Raw genomic sequence first — 25146 nt, forward strand, 5'->3', positions numbered from 1 at the left:
GCGCCGATCAGTCTGGCGGCATCGGTGTTTCGGGCAGCACCGGGTCCGGATTGTCGTAGTCGGGGGTCGGCGTCTCGAACTCGTCGGGGCGCGCGGGTTCGCCGGGCGCTTCGTTTGGCGAAGGCGTCACTGGCGCCTCGGGCGGAGCCGCGGGTTCGATCGTATCGGGCGAGGGGATGTTGGGTTGCGTAGCCATGGCTTTGGAACGCGCCAAAAGCGCGAACGATCCACGGGACATCCGCGCCGGTCCCCAATGCGCTTGCTCTTTTGCCGCCTGTCCGATAGAGGCCCGCGAGCCTGAAAATCCTGTCCGCTGGTCGGCACAGGGCAACGCGGGCGTGGCGGAACTGGTAGACGCGCCAGATTTAGGTTCTGGTATCGCAAGATGTGGGGGTTCGAGTCCCTTCGCCCGCACCAGGCTCGCCGCGCATTATCGCGGCCCTTTGTTGTCCGTGCGGCTCCCAGAGAACGCAATACAGCGACGCCTGAAAGAGACATCATGCAGATTTCCGAAACCAAGAACGACGGGCTTGCCCGCGCATATACCGTCAAGATCCCCGCCGGCGAGATCGCCGACAAGGTCAGCGCCGAGATCAAGAAGATCGCGCCGCAGGTCCGCATGCCCGGCTTCCGCCCCGGCAAGGTGCCCGCGAACCTGGTCAGGAAGATGCATGGCGAGGCGATCCACGCCGACGTGCTGAACAAGACCGTGCGCGAAAGCGTCGACAAGGTGATGGCCGAGCACAAGCTGCGCCCCGCGATGCAGCCCGCAGTCTCGCTTGGCGAAGACTATGAGGAAGGCAAGGACGCCGAGGTCGCGATCGAGCTGGAAATCCTGCCCGCGATCGACACCCCCAAGACCGACGACCTGAAGCTGGAACGCCTGGTCGTTCCCGTCAGCGACGAAGCCGTGGACGAGGCAGTTGCCAAGTTCGCCGAGGGCCAGAAGAGCTTCGAGGACGCCAAGAAGACCCACAAGGCAGGTGAAGGCGACCAGCTGATCATCGATTTCGTCGGCAAGCTCGACGGCGAGGAATTCGAAGGCGGCAAGGCCGAGGACGCCCCGCTGGAAATCGGCGCGGGCCGCTTCATCCCCGGTTTCGAGGAGCAGCTCACCGGCGTGAAGACTGGCGAGGAAAAGACCATCACGGTCACCTTCCCCGAGGATTATCCCGCCGCGCATCTCGCCGGCAAGGAAGCCCAGTTCGACATCACCGTAAAGGCGGTGAAGGTCCCGGGCGAGACCAAGATTGACGACGAGTTCGCCAAGTCGCTGGGGCTCGAAGGTCTCGACAAGCTCAAGGAACTGCTCAAGGCGCAGCTGGAGCAGGAAACCGCCGGCCTGACCCGCACGCAGATGAAGCGCCAGCTTCTCGACGCGCTGGCCGCCGGTCACGATTTCCCGGTCCCCGGCCAGATGGTCGATGCCGAGTTCGAGCAGATCTGGCAGCAGCTTCAGCACGAAGCCAGCCACGAGGAAGATCCCGAAGCCGCGATGAAGGAGATCGAGGCCGAGAAGGACGACTATCGCAAGATCGCCGAGCGCCGCGTGCGCCTGGGCCTGCTGCTGTCGGAAATCGGCCAGGCCAACGGCGTCGAAGTGTCGAGCCAGGAAATGCAGATGCTGGTCCAGCAGGCGGCGCAGCAGTACCGCCCCGAAGATCGCCAGCGTTTCATGGAATATGTCCGTTCGGAACCGATGGCCGCGGCCCAGCTGCGCGCCCCGCTGTACGAGGACAAGGTCGTCGACTTCCTGTTCGACAAGGCCGAAGTGACCGAGCGCGAAGTGACGCGCGAGGAACTGCAGGCCGCGATCGAGGCGGAGGAAGGAGCCGAAGCCGAAGCGAAGCCCGCCAAGAAGGCCGCGGCCAAGAAGCCCGCAGCCAAGAAGAAGGCTGACGACGCGGTCGAGGACGAGGCGGAAGCCAAGCCGGCGGCCAAGAAGGCCCCCGCCAAGAAGAAGGCTGACGACACCGCCGAAGACGATGCGGACGCAAAGCCCGCAGCCAGGAAGGCTCCGGCCAAGAAGGCCGCTGCCAAGGCGGACGACGAGGGCGAGGCAGACGACAAGCCTGCCGCCAAGAAGGCGCCTGCCAAGAAGGCTGCTGCCAAGAAGACATCCGCCAAGAAAGCCGACGCCGAATAAGCGATCCGGTCGACAGCGATCGAAAGGGCCGCGGGCGCAAGCCTTGCGGCCCTTTTCTTTCCGGCAATTGCCGGCCAGGCATGCTGGATTGTGCGAATGGTCCGAGGGGGCTGTTTAGGCATCGGTAAGGACATCGAACGCAAAGGTCCGTGGAGGGCGGGGCAAACGGGGTTGAACAACCGTCGGGCAAGCCCGACATAGGCGTTCCAGATTGCACAGAGGATTTCATGAACAGTATCGGGAACATGCGTATCGACCCCGAAACCGGCGCGCTCGTGCCCGTGGTCGTCGAACAGACCAGCCGCGGCGAACGCAGCTTCGACATTTTCTCGCGCCTGCTGCGCGAACGCATCGTCTTCGTGACCGGACAGGTCGAGGACCACATGGCATCGTTGATCGTGGCGCAGTTGCTCTTCCTGGAATCGGAAGACAGCACCAAGGACATCTCGATGTACATCAACTCGCCGGGCGGCGTCGTCACGGCGGGCATGGCGATCCATGACACGATGCAGTACATCAAGCCGCGCGTGTCGACCGTCTGCATCGGCCAGGCGGCGTCCATGGGCAGCTTCCTGCTGGCCGCGGGCGAACCGGGCATGCGCATCGCGCTTCCCAGCGCGCGCATCATGGTGCACCAGCCCTCAGGCGGCGCGCAGGGCATGGCCTCGGACATCGAGATCCAGGCACGCGAGATCCTGCGCATCCGCCGCCGGATGAACGAGCTGTACGTCAAGTATACCGGCAAGCAGCTTGAGGAGATCGAGCGGGCGATGGACCGCGACACCTTCCTCGAAGCGGAGGAAGCGCGCGAATTCGGCATCGTCGACAAGGTCTTCGTGTCGCGCGCCGATGCGGCAGCCAGCGAAGGCTGATTGCGGGTCGGGACGTTCGGGATCCGGGCCGGTGGGCTGCGAAAAGTCCGCCGATCCGTCCTGATGCAGCGGTTCATCGGGGCCTATGGCTCCAAAGGGTCAGTCGCTGTCATCAGCTTGAAGCATGGTCATCGCGTCGATGCCGCTGTATCCTTCAAGCGGATGTGCCTATCTTTTAATCGGATATACAGGGCGTTGCATTTATACACTGTATGCCAGGAAGCTGACCTGCCCGCGGTTGATTCTCTGTGACAGCCGCGTAAATTTGAGGATGGCCCGATTCTGCGGGCGCTTTACGAGACAATTATGACCAAAGTTAGCGGATCGGACAGCAAGAGCACCCTGTACTGCAGCTTCTGCGGGAAGTCGCAGCACGAGGTGCGCAAGCTGATCGCCGGACCTACCGTTTTCATCTGCGATGAATGTGTCGAGCTGTGCAACGACATCATCCGCGAGGAGACAAAGGCCGGCATCGCGGGCAAGAAGGACGCCGGCGTTCCTCCCCCGATCGAGATCTTCCAGACCCTGAACGATTACGTGATCGGTCAGGATCGGGCGAAGCGCGTACTCTCGGTCGCGGTGCACAACCATTACAAGCGGCTGCGTCATTCGGGCAAGTCGAGCGAAGTGGAACTGGCCAAGTCGAACATCCTGCTGGTGGGCCCCACCGGTTCGGGCAAGACGCTGCTCGCCCAGACGCTGGCGCGCACTTTCGACGTGCCGTTCACCATGGCCGACGCCACCACGCTGACCGAAGCTGGTTACGTGGGCGAGGACGTGGAGAACATCATCCTCAAGCTGCTGCAGTCGTCCGACTACAATGTCGAGAAGGCGCAGCACGGCATCGTCTATATCGACGAGATCGACAAGATCACGCGCAAGGCCGAGAACCCGTCGATCACGCGCGACGTTTCGGGCGAGGGCGTGCAGCAGGCGCTGCTCAAGCTGATGGAGGGCACGACCGCCAGCGTTCCGCCGCAGGGCGGCCGCAAGCACCCGCAGCAGGAATTCCTGCAGGTCGACACCACGAACATCCTGTTCATCTGCGGCGGCGCGTTCGCGGGGCTCGAGAAGCTGATCTCGGACCGCTTGCAGAAGCGTTCGATCGGTTTCGGCGCGCATGTGTCCGACCCGGAAAAGCGCAAGGTGGGCGAGCTTCTGTCGAAGGCGGAACCGGAAGATCTGCTGAAATTCGGGCTGATCCCCGAATTCGTGGGTCGTCTGCCCGTCATCGCCACGCTGGAAGACCTCGACGTCGAGGCGCTGGTCAAGATCCTGGAAGAGCCCAAGAACGCGCTGGTCAAGCAGTACCAGAAGCTGTTCGAGCTGGAAGACGTGCAACTGACCTTCACCGCCGATGCGCTTCAGGCGATCGCCGGCAAGGCGATCAAGCGCAAGACCGGCGCACGCGGGCTGCGCTCGATCGTAGAGGCGATCCTGCTCGATACCATGTTCGATCTGCCCACGCTGGAAGGCGTGTCCGAGATCGTGGTCGACAAGGACGTGGTCGAAGGGCGCAAGGAACCGGTGCAGGTCCTGAAGGGCAAGGAAGCCGCCGCCTGATAGCGGTCCGGATAAGCAATTCAACAAGGGCCGGGGGCGCTGCTCCCGGCCCTTTCTTTATGTCCGGGTGACTAGACGGTGTCGGCGCGTTCCAGCGCGCAGCCCGCGTCGGGCGAAAGCTCGACCTGCAGCGTCGAGTGGTGGATGCCGAAATCGTGGTCCAGGCGGTGCGCCAGGTCGTGCAGGAAGATGTCCCCCGGATGACCCTCCGGCATTACCAGATGGGCGGTCAGCGCTGTCTCGGTCGTGCTCATGGGCCAAATGTGCAGATCGTGCACCGCCGCCACGCCGGGAAGCCCGGCAAGGAACTCGCGCACGCGGGGCATGTCGATGCTGTCGGGAACGGCCAGCAGCGCCATCTTCACGCTGTCCTTCAACAGGCCCCAGGTGCCGACCGCAATGATCGCGACGATGACCAGCCCCGCCACCGGATCGACCCACTGCCAGCCCGTCAGCGCGATCAGCAAGCCAGCGATGACGACACCGGCCGACACGGCTGCATCGGCCGCCATGTGCAGATAGGCGCCCCTGATGTTGAGATCCTGCTTGCGCCCGCGCACGAACATCAGAGCGGTGGCCGTATTGATGACGATCCCGATTCCCGCCACGATCATGATCGCGCCCGGTTCTACCGGGGCCGGATCGAAAAGGCGGCGAAAGGTTTCGATCGCGATAGCGCCCAGCGCCACCAGCAACAGGGCCGCATTCGCCATGGCCGCCAGGATCGAGCTTGATTTCAGCCCATAGGTAAAGCGTTCGGACGGAGGCCTGCGGGCTGCGGCGCTGGCTGCCCAAGCGATCAGCAGCGACAATACGTCGGACAGATTGTGCCCTGCATCGGCCACCAGCGCCATCGAGCCATACCAGAATCCCGCCCCGGCCTCGATGATGACAAAGCCGGTGTTGAGCACGATACCGATCGCGAAGGCCCGGTCGAAACTCTCGGGCGCATGGCTGTGCCCGTGATCATGCGAATGGCCGGAATGACGATCCTGCGTGGCTGCGGGTGAGTGCTGGTGTCCAAGTCCCATCACACCCTTGTAGCGGCTGTCACGCGCGGGAAAAGACCCCTCGCCGGGGCGTTGCAGAAATGCCGCAATGCATCATGAATTTCGGTTCGGCTCCCCCCAGAGCTCCGTTCGCCTCATGGCGGCAAGCCTTGAAAATCAAGGAAAAGACCGATCTTACAGTGAAATGGGAGCATTCGGGCGAACTTAGGCGGCTCCATTGTCACTTGCTCGTCATGTATGTCAGCTTATGGCGCAGCGCAGCAAGGTCGCAGTCCTGCCGCACCATGCCATACGAACTTCACTCAGGGACCCAGTTCAGCCATGAAGAAATTTCTTCTGCGCAGCACGGCGATCGTCGCCATCGCCGTGCCCGCCGCCGCCCACGCCCAGTCGACCGGTTCGATCGACTTCGAGGACGAGATCATCGTCACCGGCGCGCTTTCAAGCGATGTCGGCGGTGTTGAGATTCCCGACACCCCCAAGGCCAAGCAGGTGCTGAACGAGGAGATCATCCGTCGTCAGCGGCCCGGCCAGACAGTCAACGACATCATTAATCTGGTCCCGGGCGTCAGCTTCCAGAACAATGATCCCTGGGGCTCCTCGGGCGGCGGCTTCACTATTCGCGGCTTCGGCGCGAATCGTGTTTCACAGACCCTGGACGGTGTGCCGCTGAACGACTCGGGCGGCTATGACCTGTATACAAACCAGCAGGTCGACTCCGAAGTTCTGGAGACCGTGAGCGTCAATCTGGGCGCAACCGATGTGGACAGCCCGACTGCTTCGGCTTCAGGCGGCACGATCAATATTCGCACGCGCGTCCCCAGCGATGACTTCAAGATCACCACCACCATGACGGTCGGTGACGTTCTGGCCGAAGGCAGCTATGGCGACAGCCTCTACATGCGCGGTTTCGGGATGATCGACACCGGCGACATCACGGGCATGGGTACCAAGGCCTTCTTCTCGGCTAGTTACCTGACCTACGGCGTCCCCTATAATCCTTACGGAAAGATCGAGAAGACCCAGCTAAACGGCCGCATCTTCCAGGATATCGGCAGCAACGGCGACTTCGTCTCGGTCGCCGGTCACTGGAACGTCAACCGCAACAATTTTGCCGGTTCCGAAAGCCTGGGCGATCTGCTGGGATATTACGACGGGGATTTCTCGAAGCGCGAGCGTTTCACCCTTTATGACAAGGATGACGAGGCGGGTTATCCATGCACCGTCGAACCCGGTTTGGTTTATCAGGGCGGCGGCGTGAATGGCGTTTCTGAACGCTATGACGACAGTAACGAATGCGGCGAACCGTTCTATCGTCGTTACAATCCTTCGGATACGGGCAACATCCGCGGTTCCTCGCGCTTCACGCTCACCGACTCGATTGTTCTGACAGTCGACCCGAGCTACCAGTACGTGAAGGCCAACGGTGGCGGCCCCGACGATCCGCGTGAAGCATTCTTCACGGTCGATAGTGTTGGCTATACCGGTGCATTCAACGGTGGATACTACTTCGGCCGTGACCTGAACGGTGATGGCGACTTGCTCGACCGCATTGCAGGCAACGATCCCAGCCAGACCCATACTGATCGCTATGGCGTCGTGGCCAATCTGATCTACGACATCAGCAATGACCACACCGTGCGCGCCGCCTATACTTGGGACCGTGCGCGTCACCGGCAGACTGGACAGATCACCTACATGTTGCGCAACGGCGAAATCAGCGACGTATTCGCCGTCGACAATCCGTTGCTGGATGTAGAAGGTAATGAGGTTAACAAGCGTGACCGTCTATCCTATGCAATCCTGCATCAGGTCTCGGGCGAGTATCGCGGCCGCTTTGGCGACCTGACTGCCGTTCTCGGCCTCCGCGCGCCGTTCTTCACGCGAGAGTTGAACCAGAACTGCTATACGACCTCGGCCAGCGGTTTTGTGGATTGCCCCGCGCCCGGTCAGGATCTGACCGCTTATGAAGCGGCTAATCCGAACTATGTCGGCCCTCTCGAGCGCACTTACAAATATGACGATATCTTGCCGAGCGTCGGTTTCACCTATGCCGTGACCGGTGCAGCTTCGGTGTTTGCGAACTACTCGAAGGGCATTTCGGTCCCTGGGACCGATCCGCTTTATGACTCGCTGTATCTGGGTGAAGCCGTAGCGCGTCCGGTTCCGGAAACGACCGACAACTTCGATGCAGGTTTGCGTTTCCAGCAGGGGCGGATAACCGCGCAGATCGCCGGTTGGTACACGCGGTACGAAGATCGCTTGGCCACCGCTTTTGATCCAACGGCGAACAATGGCGATGGTGAAACCGTGTATCGCAATCTCGGCCGGGTCGACAAATACGGTATCGACGGTTCGATCGCATTCCAGCCGACCGCGAACACGCTGCTCTATGTCTTCGGTTCGTACCAGGATTCGGATATCGATTCCGATACTATTGGCGGCATCTGCGGTCTGAATCGCGATGGCGAGGTTGAGGATACTGAGTTCGGCTGCACCGCCGATAATCTGGGCGAGCAGTTCATACTGCCCACCGGCGGCAATGCAGAGTCGGGTGCACCGAACTATTCCTTCGGGGCTCGCGGCCAGATCGCTTTTGGCGATCTTGAACTGGGTGCGCAGGTCAAGCGTACTGGCAAGCGCTGGGTGAATGACATCAACACCGAACGCACCCCGGCCTACACTCTGGTTGATTTCGATGCTCGCTACAACATTGCGGAATTTGCAACCGGGGGTAACGTCGCGCTGCAGTTGAACATTACCAACATCTTCGACGAGTATTACATCGGCTACTTCGGTGGCTCGTTGAATGATTTCCCGTTTGCACAGATCGGCGCTCCGCGCGCGGGAAGCCTGTCGATCATCATCGGCTACTGATCATCTTGATCTAAGCCGTAAGAAATCGAGCGCGGGGGTGAGTACCTCCGCGCTCTTTTTCGTTTCTGTCGCAACCGCGCACTACTGATAGATGCAGGCGTCCAACCCCTCGTTCGCCACCACGTTGATGCGCGCTGAAATGGTATTGCCGTGACGCCGCAGCCAGCCGCCGGGGTTCACGACCGAGCGCTCCTTGGGAAGGGGGAGGGCGGCAGCCATGCGCGCCGCCTCGCTGCGGCTGAGCGTGTCGGCGGAATGCTGGAAATAGCGCTGCGCCCCTGCCTCTGCGCCATAGGTGCCGATGCCGGTTTCCGCGACATTGAGATAGACTTCCATGATCCGGCGCTTGCCCCAGATCTGTTCGATCAGGAAGGTGAACCAGGCTTCCAGCCCCTTGCGGAAATAACCGCCCCCTTGCCACAGGAAGACGTTCTTCGCGGTTTGCTGGCTGATCGTCGACCCGCCGCGGATGCGGCCGCCCTGCGCGTTGCGGGCCATCGCACTGGCTATCGCCTCGGCATCGAAGCCGTCGTGAGAGCAGAACTTGGAATCCTCGGCGCCGATGACGGCGCGCACCAGGTTCGGATCGATCTCCTCCAGCGGCTCCCAATCCTTGGTGATGCCGTTTTCGTCCATCAGCATCGTCGCGGTGACGGGCACCGGAACGAACCGATAAACGACAGTCAGAAGAAGGCTGAGCACCACGAAAAGCGCGATCAGCTTGAAGAGAATGAGAAAGATACGACGGATCATGCGCCGGTCTTAGCGCAGGATCACGTACGAAAAAATGGGGCTGTTACGAGGCGTCTCTCCGAAACACCGCTGGCAACGCTCTGCTGTTCAGGAAGTAACGCAGCATGACGGCCGGACAATGTGAGCCCGGCCGTCATTCCAATTATCGATCAGGCGAGTTGCGGCGTACGCTCCCCGGCGATGCGCTGCATCGCCTTCTGGATCTTCTCGAACGCGCGCACCTCGATCTGGCGAATGCGTTCGCGGCTGACGTCATAAACCTGCGACAGTTCCTCCAGCGTCTGCGGATCGTCGGTCAGGCGGCGCTCAGTCAGGATATGCTTTTCGCGGTCGTTCAGCACGTCCATGGCTTCTAGCAGCATGTCGTGGCGAACCTGCTTTTCTTCCGCTTCGGCAACCGTCTCGTCCTGAAGAGGACGGTCGTCGGTCAGCCAGTCCTGCCACTGCCCAGAACCTTCCTCGTCCGCACGCATCGAGACGTTCAGCGAGGCATCGCCGCCCATCATCATACGGCGGTTCATGTTGACCACTTCCTGCTCGGGCACGCCGAGGTCGGTTGCGATCTTGGCCACGTCGTCCGGATGCAGATCCGAATCCTCGTATGCCTCGAGGTTCTTCTTCATGCGGCGCAGATTGAAGAATAGCTTCTTCTGCGCGGCGGTGGTGCCCATCTTCACAAGCGACCACGAGCGCAGGATGAACTCTTGAATCGAGGCCTTGATCCACCACATAGCGTAGGTGGCGAGGCGGAAGCCGCGATCGGGCTCGAACTTCTTCACGCCCTGCATCAATCCGACATTGCCTTCGGAGATCAGGTCGGAGACGGGCAGGCCATAGCCGCGGTAACCCATGGCGATCTTGGCCACGAGTCGCAGATGGCTGGTGACCAGCTGGGCTGCGGCCTGGGGATCCTCATGCTCGGCATAGCGCTTGGCGAGCATGTATTCCTGCTCAGCCGTAAGCACCGGGAATTTCTTGATTTCCGACAGATAGCGGTTGAGGCTTTGCTCGCCGCCTAGGGCCGGAACGGTTGGTTTGCTATTCGTCACGTCCTGTAACCTTTCCTTGCGTCGGTCAGACTCGCGGGACCCCTTGTGGGCATCCCCAATCCATGACCACATCTTCACTCTAGGCGCGTTCCCCCGCGTTTTCCCGCCTAATTTCTCAATTTGAACGAGCGAGTTCTTCGATCAGTTCCGCCATGTCGCGCGGAATCTCGCTGGAGAATTGTATCCTTTCGTCGCTGGCGGGGTGGATGAAGCCCAGCATGGCCGCGTGAAGGGCCTGGCGATGAAAGGATAGCCGATTGAGAATCGGTCGAAATCGGGAATCGGAGCGCCCATAGACAGGGTCTCCCAATAGCGCATGACCGATTGACGACATGTGAACGCGGATCTGGTGTGTTCTGCCTGTTTCCAGCGTGCATTCGACCAGCGCGGCGCCGTGAAGCGCCTCGAGCGTGCGGAAATGGGTGATCGCGTGCTTGCCGCGCTCGTCGCCCCCGTCCAGCACCGCCATCTTCTTGCGGTCCTTGCTGCTGCGGCCGATGCGCCCCTCGATCGTTCCCGATGGCGGCATGGGCCTGCCCTTGACCACCGCGCGATAGGCGCGGTCGATCGAGTGATCGGCGAACTGGCGAGCCAGCCCTTCATGCGCAAGATCGGACTTTGCAGCCACAATCAGTCCGGACGTATCCTTGTCGATGCGGTGCACGATGCCCGGCCGCGCCACGCCGCCAATGCCCGACAATTGACCCGCGCAGTGATGCAGCAGCGCATTGACCAGCGTGCCATCCGGATTGCCGGCGGCGGGGTGTACCACCATTCCCGCCGGCTTATCGATCACGATCAGATGCTCGTCCTCGAACACGATGATCAGGGGAATGTCCTGCGGCACGGCCTCTGCCGGGGTGGGGGCGGGGACCGCGATCGCGAAGGGCGTTTCGCCGACCGTCTTTGCCGATCCCGAGGAGAGCGCCTTGCCGTCCAGCGTCACCGCGCCTTGCGCGATCAGCGCCTTGATCCGCTCGCGCGACAGGCCGCTGGCGTGGCTGAGCGCCTTGTCCAGCCGTTCCCCTGGCTGGACCATTCCCTCGATCAGCTGCGCGCCGTCGTCCTCGTCGGCATCATCGATGGCGATTGTCCTGTCCCCCATGCTAGGGAAGATGGGTGCCGTTTCTGACCGTGACAAGAACCGTCGTCGATGCCATCGCCGCTTCCGCCAGCCGTGCTGCGCCGCGGGAGGCTTGCGGCCTGCTGCTGGGTCGGGGTTCGCGGATCGACGCGTTGAGCGAAACCGTCAATGTCGCCCCCGATCCGCTGCGTCATTTCGAGATCGACCCGGCCGCGCTGATCGCTGCGCACAAGGCGGAAAGGGCAGGCGGCCAGCAGCTGATCGGCTATTTCCATTCCCATCCCTCTGGCTTGCCCGAGCCGTCTGCCACCGATCAGGCGCAGGCTGCGCGCGACGGGCGGGTCTGGGCCATCGCCACGCCCGCCGGCGAAATCGGCTGGTTCGTCAGCGAAGAGGACGGTTTTGCGCGCCTTTGCCCGCAAATTCTGCCGGAACTGCCCTGAAACCGGACCCCCAGACGCTAATCCCGGTGGAATCACCGGCATGGCGCTTTCTTGCGGGGCCCGATGCGGTTATGGCGGGTCTTCACGACGGAAAGCGCTGAATGCCTGTAATGACTGCAGATTCCATCCATTTGACCAGCCTGATCGCATCACGCCTGTGCCACGACCTGTTGTCGCCGGTCGGCGGCATGGCGAACGGGATCGAGCTGCTGGTCGACGAAACCGATCCGAAGATGCGCGAGCAATGCATCGATCTGCTGGCGCAGGGCGCGCGGCGAACGGCTACCCGGCTGCGGTTCTTCCGCCTGGCCTTCGGGGCTGCCGGCGGGTTCGATTCCCAGCTTCCCGCGGCCGAGATCGAGGAATTGGTCAAGGCGCAGGCAGCCGAGGGGCGCGACATCAGCGTCGAATGGGCCGTGTCGGCGGCAGAGCTTTCGAAACCGGCGGCCAAGGTGCTTTTGAACTATGCGCTGATCGGGATCGACGCCTTGCCGCGCGGCGGCACGCTGGCGATTGCGGCGGAGGAGCGCGACGAATCCTATGAGATCGCGGTGCGGGCCGAGGGGACGCGCATCGCGTTCGACAAGGACGTGGGCCGCTCGCTGGAGGGAGAGATCGAAATGAACGATCTGTCGGCCCATACCGCCCCGGCCATGCTGGTGCGGCTGATCGCGCAGGATTGCGGCGGCGGGGTGCAGCATGCGCTGACCCCGGACGGAGCCACCGGCGGCGCGCTGGTGCTGGGCGCCATCCTGCCCCGTGGCTGAGGGCGCTTCGAAGCCGGGCGACGATCTGCCGCTGGTCCGGGATTGCCCGTCGCCCAATCACAACGAACGTGCGGCGCCCATCACCATGGTCGTGCTGCATTATACCGACATGCCCGATGTCGAGGATGCCATCGGCAAGATGTGCGATCCCGATTCGGCGGTCAGCGCGCATTACTGCATCACGCGGCAGGGCGAGCTGGTGCGGCTGGTGGACGAGGAACGGCGCGCCTGGCATGCGGGTGTTTCCTATTGGCGCGGCAACACCGACGTGAACTCGTCCAGCATCGGAATCGAGCTGGACAATCCGGGCCATACCTGGGGCTATGAACCGTTTACGGGGCCGCAGATGGAAACGCTTTGCATCATGCTGGCCGACATCATGAAGCGGCACGACATTCCGCGCGCCAATATCGTTGGCCATTCCGACGTGGCCCCGCAGCGCAAGACGGATCCGGGCGAATTGTTCGACTGGGCGTTTCTGGCGAAGCACCGGCTGGCGCTGCCCCGGCCCGACATCAAGCTGGGCGACCCGTTCGAGAACGACGGCGCGTTCTATCTGGCGCTCGAGCGGTTCGGCTATGACATCGCCGACGGGCATGCGGCGGTGCGCGCGTTCCAGCGGCGGTTCCGGCCCGAATGCGTCGACGGCCAGGTCGACGGCGAGATCCGCGCCATGCTGTTCGCGCTGCTGCTGGACCGCGACCGGGGCGTCACGCGCTAGTCATTCCGCTTGCCAGCGGGCGGTTTGCCGCTAATGACCCGCTTGCGTCGGGGAGCCGGGCAGCCGCGTCGGGGAAACCCGTACGAGGAAAGTCCGGGCTCCACGAAACAAGGATGGCGGGTAACGCCCGCCCGGCGAGGAAACGGCCGTCCGTCAGGGCGGCACGTCCGAAGCCGAGGGACAGTGCCACAGAGAGCAATCCGCCGATGGGTTTCACGTCGAAAGACGGGGGACCACAGGCAAGGGTGAAAGGGTGCGGTAAGAGCGCACCGGGGAACCGGCAACGGCGACCGCATGGCAAACCCCATCCGGAGCAAGACCGAATAGGGGCGGCGCGCCCGGCCGAAAGGTGCAGGGCAGGGGTGTTTCGCCCCGTGACCGCCCGGGTTGGTTGCTTGAGCCTTGCGGCAACGCAAGGCCTAGATGAATGGCTGCCCTTGCGGGGCTGGTGTTTTACATACCGCCCGCATGACAGAACCCGGCTTACAGGCTCCCCGGCGTATTTTCGGGCTGTTCGCTCGGCGGCGTTTCGGTTGACGATGCTTTGGTTGACACAGGCGACACGTCCTACAACGGCTGTCACCCTGCCGAACGCCGCGGATTTGCCGGGTCTGATACCCATCGGTTGACACCATGGGGGGCGGGAGAAATCGACAAGGTGAAAGAGCGGGCGGGCCGATAAGGCCCGCACGGGCGCTTTAGGCCAGCCGGCCTGTGTAGGACAATAAAACGGCGGGCATTCCGGAACCTGGTTCACGACTGCTTTCAGGAACAGGCGATAGCAGTCTAAACGGCCGCAAAGGGGCGGAAAGCGGACATTCTGCCTTGCGAGTTCAGCTTAACGAGAGACCGCGCGTTCACAGGGTTGCGTGAAGCTTCTCCATCATTGCCAGATGTCGCTGGACAACCGGCGCCGTGCTTTCAGCAACGGAGCGCAGCTGCCAGTTGTCGCCGGAACTCGCATAACCGGTCATCAGATCAACCGTCTCCTTATGAGCCAGCACCTGCTGGTCGAGATAGGTATCATCGAACTTCTCGTCGGGTGCTGCCTCTAGATGCTCCAGCATTTTGCGCCGACGCATGTCCACCTCGGTGGGCAGCTCGGGAAGGCCCGCGGTTTCGGACATCCGATACGCAGACCGGAGCTGATGGGTCGCCGTAGTATGGTCGTCGATCATCTTGCGCGCGGCTTCGCGCACGCTGTCCGACCGCGACCGGCGGAGCGCCATGCGCGCTGCCGTGATTTCGTAGATGTCGCCGATCGCCGCATTCTTCGCGAACGCCTCCCCGGAATGCGATCCGAGCGTCTTTGCCTTCACGCGCCCGTGCATTCCGCCGAGCGTGTCCTGAAGCTTGTCCGCGGTTTGCCGGAGGCCCGTATGCTTGTGGTCCTGGTCGGTCATCATGCGTTCTCCGTCGCGAGCTGGCAGGCCTTTTCGTAAGGCGTATCCTCAGCGGTGCCGCTGTCGCGCAGCGAAGGATTGGGGTGCTCGCCCTCGGTGTTGAAACGGTATTCTTCGCCGAATTGCTCGCGGTGCCGACTGATCACGTCCTCGCTCGGCACTCCGCCGGCGTTCACCTTGCGCTGATAATCGAAGAAACGGTGATCGGAGGGCAGCTGGCCGACCGGCACGAATTCGGAATCGTAAGCCGTCCAGTCGAGCGTGCGATTCAGCACGTCGCGCACGTATTGCTTGTTAGGCTCGAACGTCATGGGTTCGGTGAGGCCCCCCTTGGGGAAGAAGTCCGCAGCATCGAGCCCGTCCACTTGCTTCATCATGTCGGCAGCGAGCCGCAGATGCTCGATTTCCATGGCGAGATGGGTTTCCCAGACCTGACGAATCTTGGGATCGGTCTCGGTCTCCATGCATGACCAGTAGAGCCAGCATTCGTTGTACTCGTGCAGGACGAGATTGAGCAATTCAGGTGTCGTCGGGTCGAGAATGGACTCGTAATGCGTGACGTGCTGCTCCTCGACCTGCGCGATCTCGAGATAAAGCGCGCGGGCCATCGGATCTTCGGGACGATTGCCGACGGTCATGTAGAAATTCATCGTCTGCTGTTCGGCCGAGACCACGGTCAGCGCGTTCAGGATCGACTGGATGTCCGCTGCCTGCACGGTCATCGGTCGGCGAAGTTCGTCATGCGGATGGCGGTGATGGAAGATGGTCGGGCGGCCGGGCAAGATCTCGGTGAGGTCGCCAGTGATTTCCTCCGCCTTCCGCCGCTCGCCCATCAGGTCCATCAGATTGGCATAGCGGTAGAGGTGATCGTAATCCTCCAGCACGCCGAACTCGTAAGCCTGGGTCAGATACGGATCGGGCTCGTGCCGTGCGATCCAACTCGTCAGGTCCACGGCGACCTGCTCGTAGCCGATGGTGTTTGCGATGGTACTTTCGCTTCCCGGAATCAGCCAGTTCACCCGCTTCTGCTGCTGTTGCTCCGCCTTGCGCACGAGAGCCAGCATTTGCTTGATCCCGGTATCGGCGGTGCGGCGTGCGGCGTTGTGGGAATTCATGATCGCCTCGACCTCGATCCCGTTCATCAGGATCACGCGGCAACGGGTATAGGGATGAACCTCATTCGTGTCGTAAGTATCTCCTGCTAGCTCCGACCATGATCGGAACTGGCGATCCATGGGAATGCCTTTTTCCGTGAGCGGGTTGAAAGCCATGCTGCTTCTCCTGCGGTTTCGGGACGGCGGAATGTTCAGCTCTAAAGGCGCGCAAGAAAGAATGTTCCCCAGATTCTTGTTTTTCTGTAGTGATATATAAGATGTTAGAAGCCTATTTCAGGAATCTTGCGGAGCGCTTCGATGGCGTGCTCGTCGGCGGAAACGCCTTTCAAAATACGGGGGTGCGTTGCCGTCATGGCTCTTCACAACCGCTGCGGTCTAGAAATCGCAGTCACGGCTTGAACCAGCACGGTAATAGCCGCACAGCCCTCGCCGCCTGAACGTCCGCAATCGGTCGGTAGCGGAACGTCCGCGTCTAGACCGAAATAGCCAACAGCCGACCCCATCCACTCACGACACATCTCGCAAAAAAAAAGGTTCACCCAACAGGCGCCCCTCCCTCATACATCGCTGAACGTCAGGCTTACGAAACCGTGGCCTTCACGATCTTGCCCGGGTTTGCCGGCGGCTCGCCCTTGGGCAGCGCGTCGACGTGGTCCATGCCTTCCTCGACCTCACCCCAGACGGTGTACTGGCGGTCCAGGAAACGGGCGTCGTCGAAGCAGATGAAGAACTGCGAATTGGCGCTGTTGGGCGCGGATGTGCGCGCCATCGAGCAGACGCCGCGCGTGTGCGGGTGGTCGTTGAACTCGGCCTTCAGGTCGGGCTTGTCCGAACCGCCCATGCCGGTGCCGTTCGGACAGCCGCCCTGCGCCATGAAGCCGGGGATGACGCGGTGGAACTTCACGCCGTCGTAGAAGCCTTCGCCGGCCAGTTCCTTGATGCGCTCCACATGGCCGGGGGCCAGGTCGGGACGCAGCTTGATCACGACGTCGCCGCCTTCGCCATTGCCGGTATCGAGCGTGAGGGTGAGTTTATCCTCGGACATGAAATCTCCTTTGTCGCCCCTGTCGGCGGGGCGTTCCTGCGGGTCGCAGACGCATATAGGCAATCGCCGCGATATGTCACGCCCGCGCCGCGCAACAACGCCGTCCACAGGCGCTGCCCGCCAGTCCACAGGCTTTTGCCGCGCTTCTCCACCCGGCGTTCCCCGGATCTGTCCACAGCCTGTCCACATCGGCGGCGGCGGGGGGAGAGAGCCGCGTTTCCCGGTTGATTTCGCGGTGCAGCATTCTAGACACCGGCGGTGATGGACCGCGACGATCTCAATCCTGCCAGCGAGCATGACGCCGACCGGGCGACGCTGGAGGATATCATCGCGGCGGAGGACGCCGATCGCGTGAGCGAGGCCGAGGAAGCGCGCGCCGAGCGGCTGGACGAGGATGACCGGCTGAAGCCCGAATTCGTCGAGGCGGTGCGCGAGGCGCTGCAGGAGGACGCCGAGACCGACGTCCGCGACCTGGTCGAACCGCTCCATCCTGCCGACATCGCCGATCTTTTCGAAATCCTGCCGCGAGAGGACCGCCCGGCCCTCGCCCGCGGCATCGCCGATCTGATGAGCGGCGAAGTCATTTCGGAAATGAACGACTACGTTCGCGACGACCTGCTGGAATCGCTGCCGCCCGATGCGGTCGCCGGCATTGCCGAACAGCTGGAAACCGACGACGCCGTCGCGCTGATCGAGGATCTGGACGCCAGCGACCAGGCCGCCGTCCTGGCAGAGATGGGTCCCGAAGACCGCGCCGCGATCGAAAGCGCGCTGTCCTTCCCCGAGGAATCGGCGGGCCGCCTGATGCAGCGCGACCTGGTTGCGGTGCCCGAGCATATCAGCATCGGCGATCTGATCGATTACATGCGCGAGAATGCGGACCTCACCACCGAGTTCTGGGAGGTCTTCGTCGTCGATCCCACCCATCGCCCGGTCGGTTCGGTGCAGCTGTCGTGGATCCTGCGCACGCCGCGCGGGGTCGCCATCGCCGACGTGATGAAGCGCGACCAGACGCTGATCCCCGCCGACCTGGACCAGGAAGAGGTCGCGCTGCGCTTCCAGAAATACGCGCTGATTTCCGCGGCGGTGGTGGACAAGGCGGGGCGGCTCATTGGCCAAATCACCGCCGACGACGTCGCGCATATCATCCAGGAAGAAGCGGGCGAGGATACGCTGCTGCTGTCGGGCGCGGGCGAAGGCGACATCAACGAGCCGATCCGCACGTCCTATTCGCAGCGCGTGCGCTGGCTGATCGCGAACCTGGGCACGGCGCTGGTCGCCTCGCTGATCATCGCAGCGTTCGGCGCGGCGATCGAGCAGCTGGTGGCGCTGGCGATCCTGATGCCCGTCGTCGCCAGCATCGGCGGCAATGCGGGCACGCAGACCATGGCGGTGTCAGTCCGCGCATTGGCGATGAACCAGCTGACGCGGTCGAACACCAGCCGCGTGATCTGGCGCGAGATGCGGGTTGCGCTGCTGAACGGCATCACCGTCGCGGCGCTGATCGGCGCGGCGACGGCGGCGATCTTCACCCCGATGCTGGGCGTGGTGATTGCGGCGGCGGTCGTGCTGAACATCATCACGGCGGGCATGGCAGGCGTGCTGGTGCCGGTGATCTTCGACCGGCTGGACCAGGACCCGGCGGTCGCGTCCTCGGTCTTCGTGACGATGATCACCGATTCGATGGGCTTCTTCGCGTTCCTCGGCCTTGCCGTGGCATCGGGGCTGGTCGGCTGAATTCTTGAGTAGCCGCGCCGGGTACCTATCTTGGGTCCGATGCCCCTTCATCTGACCAAGATCGCGTTCGGCGCACAGAGCTATGACGATATCGAAGGCTGGTTCGCCAATCGCCCGCGCCTGTCGCTGAACACGCGCTATTGCCCCAAGCGGGTGGAGGAGCTGGAGGGCGGCTCGCTCTACTGGATCCACGAACATGCGCTGGTGGCGCGCAGCCCGATCACCGGCTTCGAGCAGCAGGACAACGGCCGCTGGTGGATCCACCTGGAGCCGAAGCTGATCCGCGTTCAGACCCGCCCGCGGCGCGCGCACCAGGGCTGGCGCTATCTGAAGGACGAGGACGCCCCCGCCGATCTGGCTGAGGGAGAAGAGGCAGGCGACGTGCTGCCCGGCAGGCTGCTGGGACAGTTGACCAAGCTGGGGCTGGTCTAGGCGCGGCGATCGGGTGCGGTCGGAAATATGTGGCGGTTGTCGGGGGGCGGTCGGAATTGGCCGGACTACAGGAATGGGGTGGGAAGGCGATACTCGTCACTAGGAATTGAAGAACCCAGATGCTGCAGCAGCGATACCCCACGAAACAACAAAAAATGTGGCGATCAAGTTTGGGCTGCACTTGGATTTCTTCAGCGCGAAAAACAGCCCGGCTGGGAAAAGCAAAGGCGTCAGTTGAAGGCTCAAACATGAAGCGTTCGACTCATTGAGCCAAATTTCGAACCCCGACACTACAACTAGCGCTACCCAGAAGGTTGCAACGAGTGAGGCTACTACAAAAAGCAACCAGAGCGATAATCGCATCGCATGTGTCAGGTGCATTTTCATGCGGGTAGAATGCACTCGTCCTCGAACGTCCGCAATCGGTCGTATCCGGAATGACGGCTTTTGCGCAGGATCGCGGCAAAGCCGCGGGCGCCAGTCAACGGCATGGCGCGAGCCGACAAGTCGGCAATCGATCGGCCTCGCGCATTTGAGTGCCTACCGTCGCGCCGTGCCCGATCCGACCGCGCGATCTTGTCGACAATGTCGGGGGAAAGGTGGGGGTTTCTGTTGCTACGTACCCCCGGACGCCCGGAATCCCTTCTGTTGCCCGGTGGGTCCAACCGCGCTTTAGCTTTGTAACGTCAGGGCGTTAGCCCCTAGAATTACGCAGCGAGAGCGAGTGCTTCGTTATCGTTGGCACTTGTGGGTTTTTGAGCCTTTAACGGGTTACTCAGCCCGGGCGAAAACAGTGCCTTTCAACACACGTCGATCCTGGTTCGGCCCCCTATACCAAGCCCTCGATAACAGGGGGTTTGGTGGAGCCGCCGGGTACTGCCCCCGGGTCCGCTGTGCCTATTGCACACCGCAATTTATCGCCATAGCCGGTCGAAACCGGCAGGACCCATATAGCGATCTGTAAATTAATGTGAAGTGAGCGCGCGAAATTTGCCGCGCGTTCCTTCCCGGCGGACAGGCGGCGTCAGATTTTAGCCGACGCCTTCAGCTGGTCGCGGATTTCCTTGAGCACGTCGAGCTGCGGATCGGTGGGCACAGACGGTTCTTCCTTGGTGTTCTCGGCCTTGACCATCTTTTCCTCGATTTCCTCCATCACCCGGTTGGCGCTGCGCACCAGCAGGAACAGGGCGAAGGCGATCAGCAGGAAGTTCACGACCTGGGTGATGAGGTCGCCGTAGCCGATGACCGGCACGCCCGCCTCTTTCAAGGCGGCGAAGTCGGCGGTGTCGCCGGTGTAGTCCGCCGGGATGCCGCCAAGCACGAGGAAATGGTTCGACCAGTCGATCGTGCCGAAGATCCAGCCCAGCAGCGGCATGATGACATTCTCGGTCAGCGAGGTGGTGATCTTGCCGAAGGCCGCGCCGATGACGACGCCCACCGCCAGGTCGAGCACGTTGCCGCGGGCGATGAACTTCTTGAATTCCATGAGCATGAAGCAGCATTTCCCCTTTTTATCGGCCAGCGCCTTTCGTCAGCCGGCCCCGTTCGTCAGCAGCCCCCGTCAGTCGGCGGCCCCCGTTAGTCGGCGGCCCCGTTAGTCGTTCAGGCGCGCAGATGTAACGGGCAATCGCGATGCGGCAATGCGATTTTGCCGGTTCGTCCGCTCTTGTTGAGCGGGCCGGGCACCCTATAGTAGCGACGAGACGCTATATTATCGGCAAGACAGGGACCGCACGTCCGCGCGGGCCCCGCCGAACAGAGGAGAGCCGACCGCCATGGCCAATTCCAGACTCATCCGCCTGCTTGTCGCGGGGCTGCTTCTTGGCATGCTCGCCGCCTGCGGCATCAATTCCGTGCCCACTGCCGAGGAAGAGGCCAAGGCCCGCTGGGCCGACGTGCAGAACGCCTATGACCGGCGCGCGCAATTGCTGCCCAATCTTGCATCGGTCGCCAGCAGCGCGAGCGAGCAGGAGCGCGGGATCCTGACCGACGTGATCGAGGCGCGCAGCCGCGCGACCAGCATCCAGGTCAGTGCCGACGACCTGGATAACCCCGAGGTAATGCAGCAATATGCGCAGGCGCAGGGCCAGCTGTCGCAGGGGCTGGGCCGGCTGCTCGCCAATTTCGAGGCCTATCCCCAGCTTCAGTCGATCACCAATTACCAGATGCTGCAGAGCCAGGTCGAAGGCAGCGAGAACCGGATCAATATCGCGGTGCGCGATTATAACGAGGCGGTGCGCGAGTATAACACCACGATCCGCACCTTCCCGTCGATCATCGGCGCCAAGCTGGTGCATGGCGCCGAGCCGATGGTGCCGTTCGAGGCGGTGACCCCCGATGCCGAGCAGGCGCCCGACCTGGGCGAGATGCTCTGACGCAGGCGCCGTGCCGGCCGGCGACATCTTGCGGCACCCGCTGCGGCACTGGCGCTGGTTCGCGCTGGCCTTCGTGCTGACCGCGGGTTTCATCCTGCCGTGGAGCGGCGGGGCGTTCCGCTATGTCGGCGACGATGCCGACGGCGCGGAGGAGGCGGGCGGCGCCTCGGCCTATGCGCAGGAGGTGGAGCGGGTGATCGACCCGATCGGCCTGTTCGAGGCGGACGAGGCGCGGCGCCTGTCCGCCGCCGTGGACCAGGCGCGCGCGCGCAGCGGGGCGCGTTTCGTGGTGCTGACGACGCGCGGATTGCGCGGCGAGGACTTCGATCGTTTCGCAAGCCGGTTCCATGGCGGCTGGGAACGTGCGACGGGGCAGAATGACGCGGCGATCGTGTTCGTGTCGCCGGGCGATTCGCTGGTGGGCGTGTCGACCGGGCACGATCTGCCGATCCGCCCCACCGACGCGGAGCGGCAGGCGATCATCGAGCGGATGAAGCCGCTGGCCCGACAGGGCGAATTCGAAGCGGCGATGATGACCGGAATGGAAGGGATCGAGGATCTGCTGGCGAAAGCGGCGGCTCCGAACGAGACATGAGATTTTTGCCTGTCCTGATCTGGCTTGCGGCCGCCTTGCTTGCGCCCCTGGGGTCCCGCGACGCGATGGCGCAGGAGTTTCCCGAGCTGACGGGCCGCGTCGTCGATGCGGCGGGCATCATCCCCCCTGCCGAGGAAGCCGCGCTGGCGCAGAAGCTGCAGGCGTTCGAGGCGCGCACCGCTCGCCAGCTGGTGGTCGCGACCGTGCCTGACCTGCAGGGCTATGACATCGAAAGCTATGGCTATCAGCTGGGCCGCACATGGGGCATCGGCAGCGAGGAGAGCGACGACGGCGCGCTGCTGATCGTCGCGCCCAACGAACGCAAGGTGCGGATCGAGGTGGGCTATGGGCTCGAGCCGATCCTGACCGACGGGCTGTCGTTCCTGGTCATCAACCGCGAGATCCTGCCGCGCTTCAAGCAGGGCGACATGCCGGGCGGGATCGCGGCGGGCACCGACGCGATCATACAGCAGCTGGAACTGCCGCCCGAACAGGCCGCGCAGGTCGCCGCCGCCGCCAACGAGGAAGCGGCGCAGGCGCGCGAGGGCGACGGGATCGGCATCTTCGAGGTGATCTTCCTGCTCGTCTTCCTGTTCTTCTTCATCATTCCGCTGCTGCGGGGCCTGCGCGGCGGGCATCGCTATCGCGGCGGCGCGCCGGTGATCATCTGGGGCGGCGGCGGCTTTGGCGGCGGGTCCGGCGGCGGCATGGGCGGAGGCTTCGGCGGCGGTTTTTCGGGCGGCGGCGGCGGCTTCGGCGGCGGCGGCGCGAGCGGGGGCTGGTAATCATGGCAGGTTTCGGCACACCCAGGACCGTCTATCTGGGCGAGGAGGATCATCGCCGCGTCACCGCAGCGGTCAGCGCGGCGGAGCAGCACACCTCGGGCGAGATCGTGACGATCCTGACCGAGAAGTCGGACGATTATCTCGATGTCGCATTGTGCTGGGCGGCGGCGGCCTCGCTGGTCGGGCTGGCGGCGCTGGCGATCAATGCCGAGTTCTATATCGGCCTGTGGGACCGGCTGACGGGCAACTGGGGCGCCGAACACACCCCTGCCGAGCTGTTCTGGATGGCGGGGCTGTTCGCCGCGTTCCAGTTTGCCGCGGCGATGATCGTGCTGGCGTGGTGGCCGTTCCGGCTGATCCTGGTGCCCGGACGCATCAAGACAAGACGCGCGCACGACCGCGCGGTATCCTTCTTCAAGGTGGGGGCCGAGCGGCGCACCCATGGCCGCACCGGTATCCTGATCTATCTGTCGATGCGCGAGCACCGGGCCGAGATCGTCGCCGATGCCGCCATCGCCCACAAGGTGCCCGACGAGGTCTGGGGCGAGGCGATGATCGACATGCTGGGCGAGCTGAAGGAAGGGCGCACCGCGGCCGCCATGGTGTCGGGCGTGGAGCATGTCGGCAAGGTTCTGGCCGAACATTTCCCGCGCGCCCATGACGATCAGAACGAGATTCCCGATCGCCTGATCGAACTCTGATACCCGACGCCAAAGGACAAGCATGACCGCAGACCGGGACGCACCCGAACGCATCGCCTGGGAAGGCAGATGGATCGTCGCGAAGCAGCGGGGGCGCTGGGAATATGTGTCGCGCGCGCGGTCGATCCGGGCGGCGGTGGTGCTGGCGGTGGAGGACGGCCACGTGCTGCTGGTCGAGCAATATCGCGTGCCGCTGGGCAAGAACTGCATCGAGCTGCCCGCCGGACTGATCGGCGACGACGACAGCGGCCCGGACGAGGATCCGCTGGCCGCCGCGGGCCGCGAGCTGGAAGAGGAAACCGGCTATCGCGCGGCCGTGCTGGAGGATGCGGGCGAATTCTGGTCCTCGCCCGGCATGGTGAGCGAGAGCTTCACGCTGGTGAAGGCGCGCGGGCTGACGAAAACGGGCGAGGGCGGCGGCGTCGAGGGCGAGGACATCATCGTCCACCGCGTGCCGCTGTCCGACATCGAGCGCTTCGTCGCCGGTGCGCGCGCCGATGGCAAGGCGGTGGACGTCAAGCTGCTGCTGCTGCTGGGCGCAGGATTGCTGCAAGACTAGCGGTTTTCGCTTTCGCCCGCCGCCCGCTGGCGGCATAGCGGGGGCATGGCGAAGCGGGGACGATACCGGACGAGTGCGATGGCCAAGCTGGCGGCGGTGCTGCTAGTGGCGGCGCTGGCATGGGCGGCGTGGGAATTCGGCCTGTTCACCGCCATTGCCGAGCTGTCGACCGTGCGCGTCCCGGCATCGGCACGCGGCTGATCCGGGCGCGAACGTCCCGCCTTTTTTCATTGGCAGGCCGCGCGCATCGCCTAAAGTCGCGCAACGATCCCATCAGGAGAGAATCATGCGCTTGAAGCTGCTTGTTGCCGCCATGGCATTGGCCACCCCTGCCGCCGTGCTTGCCGACCATCACGCCAATCCGGCGATGGAAGCCGCGCTGGCGCAGGACAACCGCGCCGACGACCGCGCCCGCGACCAGTATCGCCACCCCGCCGAAACCCTGGCCTTCTTCCAGGTCGAGCCGGGGATGACGGTGGCCGACTTCATGCCCTCGGGCGGGTGGTATACCCGCGTGCTGGTGCCCTATCTGGGCGCGGACGGGCATTATATCGGGCTGAACCCCGATCCGGCGCTGATCACCGACCAGGGCGGCAAGGACTATACGTCGAAGATGGTGCCGCGTTTCGCCGAGCAAAGCCCCGCATGGAACCTGTCGGGCGCGAAGGTCGACAACATGACCACCGGCGATCTGACCGACGCGCATGACGGCACGGTCGACCGCGCGCTGATCTTTCGCGAGATGCACAACATGAAGCGCTGGGGCAGCGCCGGGGCGGAGCTGGACCGTATCCACGACCTGCTGAAGGACGACGGCATGCTGGGCATCGTCCAGCACCGCGCCCGCGCCGATGCGCCCGACGCCTATGTCGACGGGTCCAAGGGCTATCTGCGCCAGCAGGACGTGATCGACATGGTCGGGCAGCACGGCTTCGAACTGGTCGGGGCGAGCGAGATCAACGCCAATGCCAAGGACCCGGCCAATTGGGAAGGCGGCGTCTGGTCGCTGCCGCCCAGCTATAGCGGTGCCGAGGACGAGGCGACCCGCACGGCGCGCGCCGCCATTGGCGAGAGCGACCGCATGACGCTGCTGTTCAGGAAGCGCGGCTGATCG

Annotated in this window: 26 protein-coding genes, 1 tRNA gene and 2 other RNA genes; 18 read left to right on the forward strand and 11 right to left on the reverse strand. The window is 63.4% G+C overall.

Going from position 1 to position 25146, the window contains the following annotated elements:
- Positions 1-7 precede the first annotated feature (7 nt).
- Positions 8-196 (reverse strand): hypothetical protein, encoded by a 189-nt coding sequence (locus A9D14_RS01875; RefSeq protein WP_066847904.1) that lies wholly within the window; start codon positions 194-196, stop codon positions 8-10.
- Between the two features lie 136 nt (positions 197-332).
- On the opposite strand from A9D14_RS01875, the gene A9D14_RS01880 reads away from it, so the two are divergent.
- From A9D14_RS01880 to clpX, 4 genes are all read left to right on the forward strand, one after another.
- Positions 333-417 (forward strand) — tRNA-Leu (locus A9D14_RS01880).
- An 82-nt stretch (positions 418-499) separates the two neighbouring features.
- The gene (gene tig / locus A9D14_RS01885) at positions 500-2146 is read left to right on the forward strand and encodes a trigger factor (protein ID WP_066842470.1); all 1647 of its coding nucleotides are present in this window, start codon (positions 500-502) and stop codon (positions 2144-2146) included.
- Positions 2147-2373: 227 nt separating this feature from the next.
- Positions 2374-3018, forward strand: a complete 645-nt coding sequence (clpP, locus tag A9D14_RS01890) for an ATP-dependent Clp endopeptidase proteolytic subunit ClpP (protein ID WP_066842472.1) — start codon at positions 2374-2376, stop codon at positions 3016-3018.
- A 306-nt stretch (positions 3019-3324) separates the two neighbouring features.
- Positions 3325-4581 carry an ATP-dependent Clp protease ATP-binding subunit ClpX gene (clpX, locus tag A9D14_RS01895; protein ID WP_066842474.1) on the forward strand — a complete coding sequence of 419 codons (1257 nt, stop codon included), beginning with the start codon at positions 3325-3327 and terminating at the stop codon, positions 4579-4581.
- 71 nt (positions 4582-4652) lie between these two features.
- Here the strand turns inward: clpX and A9D14_RS01900 are convergent, their stop codons facing one another.
- A complete protein-coding gene (locus A9D14_RS01900) occupies positions 4653-5612 on the reverse strand; it encodes a cation diffusion facilitator family transporter (protein WP_066842476.1) in 960 nt (319 codons plus the stop codon).
- A 300-nt stretch (positions 5613-5912) separates the two neighbouring features.
- Here A9D14_RS01900 and A9D14_RS01905 point away from each other — a divergent pair, with 300 nt between their 5' ends.
- Positions 5913-8468: a TonB-dependent receptor gene (locus A9D14_RS01905; RefSeq protein ID WP_066842478.1), complete on the forward strand. Its 2556-nt coding sequence runs from the start codon at positions 5913-5915 to the stop codon at positions 8466-8468.
- A gap of 81 nt (positions 8469-8549) precedes the next feature.
- On the opposite strand, the gene mtgA is transcribed toward A9D14_RS01905, so the two are convergent.
- The 3 genes from mtgA to A9D14_RS01920 form a co-directional block, all read right to left on the reverse strand.
- Positions 8550-9221, reverse strand: coding sequence for a monofunctional biosynthetic peptidoglycan transglycosylase (gene mtgA / locus A9D14_RS01910; protein WP_066842480.1), 672 nt, complete (start codon positions 9219-9221; stop codon positions 8550-8552).
- Positions 9222-9370: 149 nt separating this feature from the next.
- Positions 9371-10270 (reverse strand): RNA polymerase sigma factor RpoH, encoded by a 900-nt coding sequence (gene rpoH, locus A9D14_RS01915; RefSeq protein WP_083987534.1) that lies wholly within the window; start codon positions 10268-10270, stop codon positions 9371-9373.
- Between the two features lie 115 nt (positions 10271-10385).
- Entirely contained in the window at positions 10386-11375 is a 990-nt protein-coding gene (locus A9D14_RS01920; RefSeq protein ID WP_066842482.1) for an RluA family pseudouridine synthase, read from the reverse strand.
- Positions 11376-11389: 14 nt separating this feature from the next.
- Here A9D14_RS01920 and A9D14_RS01925 point away from each other — a divergent pair, with 14 nt between their 5' ends.
- The 4 genes from A9D14_RS01925 to rnpB all read left to right on the forward strand — a co-directional run bounded on the left by A9D14_RS01925 (position 11390) and on the right by rnpB (position 13787).
- The gene (locus A9D14_RS01925) at positions 11390-11797 is read left to right on the forward strand and encodes a M67 family metallopeptidase (protein ID WP_332459776.1); all 408 of its coding nucleotides are present in this window, start codon (positions 11390-11392) and stop codon (positions 11795-11797) included.
- 110 nt (positions 11798-11907) lie between these two features.
- Positions 11908-12564 (forward strand): histidine phosphotransferase family protein, encoded by a 657-nt coding sequence (locus tag A9D14_RS01930; protein WP_066842484.1) that lies wholly within the window; start codon positions 11908-11910, stop codon positions 12562-12564.
- Positions 12565-12649: 85 nt separating this feature from the next.
- The gene (locus tag A9D14_RS01935; RefSeq protein WP_083987966.1) at positions 12650-13285 is read left to right on the forward strand and encodes an N-acetylmuramoyl-L-alanine amidase; all 636 of its coding nucleotides are present in this window, start codon (positions 12650-12652) and stop codon (positions 13283-13285) included.
- A gap of 47 nt (positions 13286-13332) precedes the next feature.
- An RNA gene (gene rnpB, locus A9D14_RS01940) (RNase P RNA component class A) lies at positions 13333-13787 on the forward strand.
- A 355-nt stretch (positions 13788-14142) separates the two neighbouring features.
- Here the strand turns inward: rnpB and A9D14_RS01945 are convergent.
- The 3 genes from A9D14_RS01945 to A9D14_RS01955 all read right to left on the reverse strand — a co-directional run bounded on the left by A9D14_RS01945 (position 14143) and on the right by A9D14_RS01955 (position 16848).
- A complete protein-coding gene (locus tag A9D14_RS01945) occupies positions 14143-14691 on the reverse strand; it encodes a DUF4142 domain-containing protein (protein ID WP_066842486.1) in 549 nt (182 codons plus the stop codon).
- Positions 14688-15959, reverse strand: a complete 1272-nt coding sequence (locus tag A9D14_RS01950; RefSeq protein ID WP_066842488.1) for a ferritin family protein — start codon at positions 15957-15959, stop codon at positions 14688-14690. Before A9D14_RS01950 ends, A9D14_RS01945 begins: the two co-directional genes overlap by 4 nt.
- 424 nt (positions 15960-16383) lie before the next feature.
- A complete protein-coding gene (locus tag A9D14_RS01955; RefSeq protein ID WP_066842490.1) occupies positions 16384-16848 on the reverse strand; it encodes a peptidylprolyl isomerase in 465 nt (154 codons plus the stop codon).
- Positions 16849-17109: 261 nt separating this feature from the next.
- Between A9D14_RS01955 and mgtE the strand changes: the two genes are divergently transcribed.
- A complete protein-coding gene (gene mgtE, locus A9D14_RS01960) occupies positions 17110-18585 on the forward strand; it encodes a magnesium transporter (protein WP_083987537.1) in 1476 nt (491 codons plus the stop codon).
- A 39-nt stretch (positions 18586-18624) separates the two neighbouring features.
- Positions 18625-19017, forward strand: coding sequence for a DUF1489 family protein (locus tag A9D14_RS01965; protein ID WP_066842492.1), 393 nt, complete (start codon positions 18625-18627; stop codon positions 19015-19017).
- A gap of 99 nt (positions 19018-19116) precedes the next feature.
- Here A9D14_RS01965 and A9D14_RS19260 read toward each other — a convergent pair whose 3' ends face one another.
- The 3 genes from A9D14_RS19260 to mscL all read right to left on the reverse strand — a co-directional run bounded on the left by A9D14_RS19260 (position 19117) and on the right by mscL (position 20509).
- The gene (locus A9D14_RS19260) at positions 19117-19404 is read right to left on the reverse strand and encodes a hypothetical protein (protein ID WP_157668105.1); all 288 of its coding nucleotides are present in this window, start codon (positions 19402-19404) and stop codon (positions 19117-19119) included.
- 247 nt (positions 19405-19651) lie between these two features.
- Positions 19652-19996, reverse strand: a transfer-messenger RNA (tmRNA) gene (gene ssrA, locus A9D14_RS01970).
- A 45-nt stretch (positions 19997-20041) separates the two neighbouring features.
- Positions 20042-20509: a large conductance mechanosensitive channel protein MscL gene (gene mscL / locus A9D14_RS01975; RefSeq protein ID WP_066842493.1), complete on the reverse strand. Its 468-nt coding sequence runs from the start codon at positions 20507-20509 to the stop codon at positions 20042-20044.
- A gap of 283 nt (positions 20510-20792) precedes the next feature.
- Here mscL and A9D14_RS01980 point away from each other — a divergent pair, with 283 nt between their 5' ends.
- The 7 genes from A9D14_RS01980 to A9D14_RS02005 all read left to right on the forward strand — a co-directional run bounded on the left by A9D14_RS01980 (position 20793) and on the right by A9D14_RS02005 (position 25143).
- The gene (locus tag A9D14_RS01980) at positions 20793-21392 is read left to right on the forward strand and encodes a LemA family protein (RefSeq protein WP_066842495.1); all 600 of its coding nucleotides are present in this window, start codon (positions 20793-20795) and stop codon (positions 21390-21392) included.
- A 10-nt stretch (positions 21393-21402) separates the two neighbouring features.
- Complete coding sequence (locus A9D14_RS01985) at positions 21403-21987, forward strand: TPM domain-containing protein (protein ID WP_066842497.1); 585 nt, start codon at positions 21403-21405, stop codon at positions 21985-21987.
- Positions 21984-22772, forward strand: a complete 789-nt coding sequence (locus A9D14_RS01990) for a TPM domain-containing protein (RefSeq protein WP_066842499.1) — start codon at positions 21984-21986, stop codon at positions 22770-22772. Before A9D14_RS01985 ends, A9D14_RS01990 begins: the two co-directional genes overlap by 4 nt.
- A gap of 2 nt (positions 22773-22774) precedes the next feature.
- Positions 22775-23473, forward strand: coding sequence for a TPM domain-containing protein (locus tag A9D14_RS01995; RefSeq protein WP_066842501.1), 699 nt, complete (start codon positions 22775-22777; stop codon positions 23471-23473).
- 22 nt (positions 23474-23495) lie between these two features.
- Positions 23496-24032: an NUDIX hydrolase gene (locus A9D14_RS02000; protein WP_066842503.1), complete on the forward strand. Its 537-nt coding sequence runs from the start codon at positions 23496-23498 to the stop codon at positions 24030-24032.
- A 45-nt stretch (positions 24033-24077) separates the two neighbouring features.
- Entirely contained in the window at positions 24078-24233 is a 156-nt protein-coding gene (locus A9D14_RS19265; protein ID WP_157668106.1) for a hypothetical protein, read from the forward strand.
- 85 nt (positions 24234-24318) lie between these two features.
- A complete protein-coding gene (locus A9D14_RS02005; protein ID WP_066842505.1) occupies positions 24319-25143 on the forward strand; it encodes a class I SAM-dependent methyltransferase in 825 nt (274 codons plus the stop codon).
- Positions 25144-25146 lie beyond the last annotated feature (3 nt).

The sequence above is a fragment of the Croceicoccus marinus genome (assembly GCF_001661675.2).
GTDB lineage: Bacteria > Pseudomonadota > Alphaproteobacteria > Sphingomonadales > Sphingomonadaceae > Croceicoccus > Croceicoccus marinus.

Excerpts from the sequence above, each read along its gene's own strand:
- A9D14_RS01875 (WP_066847904.1), bottom strand. The coding sequence starts at position 196 with ATGGCTACGCAACCCAACATCCCCTCGCCCGATACGATCGAACCCGCG.
- tig (WP_066842470.1), top strand. The coding sequence starts at position 500 with ATGCAGATTTCCGAAACCAAGAACGACGGGCTTGCCCGCGCATATACC.
- clpP (WP_066842472.1), top strand. The coding sequence starts at position 2,374 with ATGAACAGTATCGGGAACATGCGTATCGACCCCGAAACCGGCGCGCTC.
- clpX (WP_066842474.1), top strand. The coding sequence starts at position 3,325 with ATGACCAAAGTTAGCGGATCGGACAGCAAGAGCACCCTGTACTGCAGC.
- A9D14_RS01900 (WP_066842476.1), bottom strand. The coding sequence starts at position 5,612 with ATGGGACTTGGACACCAGCACTCACCCGCAGCCACGCAGGATCGTCAT.
- A9D14_RS01905 (WP_066842478.1), top strand. The coding sequence starts at position 5,913 with ATGAAGAAATTTCTTCTGCGCAGCACGGCGATCGTCGCCATCGCCGTG.
- mtgA (WP_066842480.1), bottom strand. The coding sequence starts at position 9,221 with ATGATCCGTCGTATCTTTCTCATTCTCTTCAAGCTGATCGCGCTTTTC.
- A9D14_RS01920 (WP_066842482.1), bottom strand. The coding sequence starts at position 11,375 with ATGGGGGACAGGACAATCGCCATCGATGATGCCGACGAGGACGACGGC.
- A9D14_RS01930 (WP_066842484.1), top strand. The coding sequence starts at position 11,908 with ATGACTGCAGATTCCATCCATTTGACCAGCCTGATCGCATCACGCCTG.
- A9D14_RS01935 (WP_083987966.1), top strand. The coding sequence starts at position 12,650 with ATGGTCGTGCTGCATTATACCGACATGCCCGATGTCGAGGATGCCATC.
- A9D14_RS01945 (WP_066842486.1), bottom strand. The coding sequence starts at position 14,691 with ATGATGACCGACCAGGACCACAAGCATACGGGCCTCCGGCAAACCGCG.
- A9D14_RS01950 (WP_066842488.1), bottom strand. The coding sequence starts at position 15,959 with ATGGCTTTCAACCCGCTCACGGAAAAAGGCATTCCCATGGATCGCCAG.
- A9D14_RS01955 (WP_066842490.1), bottom strand. The coding sequence starts at position 16,848 with ATGTCCGAGGATAAACTCACCCTCACGCTCGATACCGGCAATGGCGAA.
- mgtE (WP_083987537.1), top strand. The coding sequence starts at position 17,110 with ATGGACCGCGACGATCTCAATCCTGCCAGCGAGCATGACGCCGACCGG.
- A9D14_RS01965 (WP_066842492.1), top strand. The coding sequence starts at position 18,625 with ATGCCCCTTCATCTGACCAAGATCGCGTTCGGCGCACAGAGCTATGAC.
- A9D14_RS19260 (WP_157668105.1), bottom strand. The coding sequence starts at position 19,404 with ATGAAAATGCACCTGACACATGCGATGCGATTATCGCTCTGGTTGCTT.
- mscL (WP_066842493.1), bottom strand. The coding sequence starts at position 20,509 with ATGCTCATGGAATTCAAGAAGTTCATCGCCCGCGGCAACGTGCTCGAC.
- A9D14_RS01980 (WP_066842495.1), top strand. The coding sequence starts at position 20,793 with ATGGCCAATTCCAGACTCATCCGCCTGCTTGTCGCGGGGCTGCTTCTT.
- A9D14_RS01990 (WP_066842499.1), top strand. The coding sequence starts at position 21,984 with ATGAGATTTTTGCCTGTCCTGATCTGGCTTGCGGCCGCCTTGCTTGCG.
- A9D14_RS01995 (WP_066842501.1), top strand. The coding sequence starts at position 22,775 with ATGGCAGGTTTCGGCACACCCAGGACCGTCTATCTGGGCGAGGAGGAT.
- A9D14_RS02000 (WP_066842503.1), top strand. The coding sequence starts at position 23,496 with ATGACCGCAGACCGGGACGCACCCGAACGCATCGCCTGGGAAGGCAGA.
- A9D14_RS19265 (WP_157668106.1), top strand. The coding sequence starts at position 24,078 with ATGGCGAAGCGGGGACGATACCGGACGAGTGCGATGGCCAAGCTGGCG.
- A9D14_RS02005 (WP_066842505.1), top strand. The coding sequence starts at position 24,319 with ATGCGCTTGAAGCTGCTTGTTGCCGCCATGGCATTGGCCACCCCTGCC.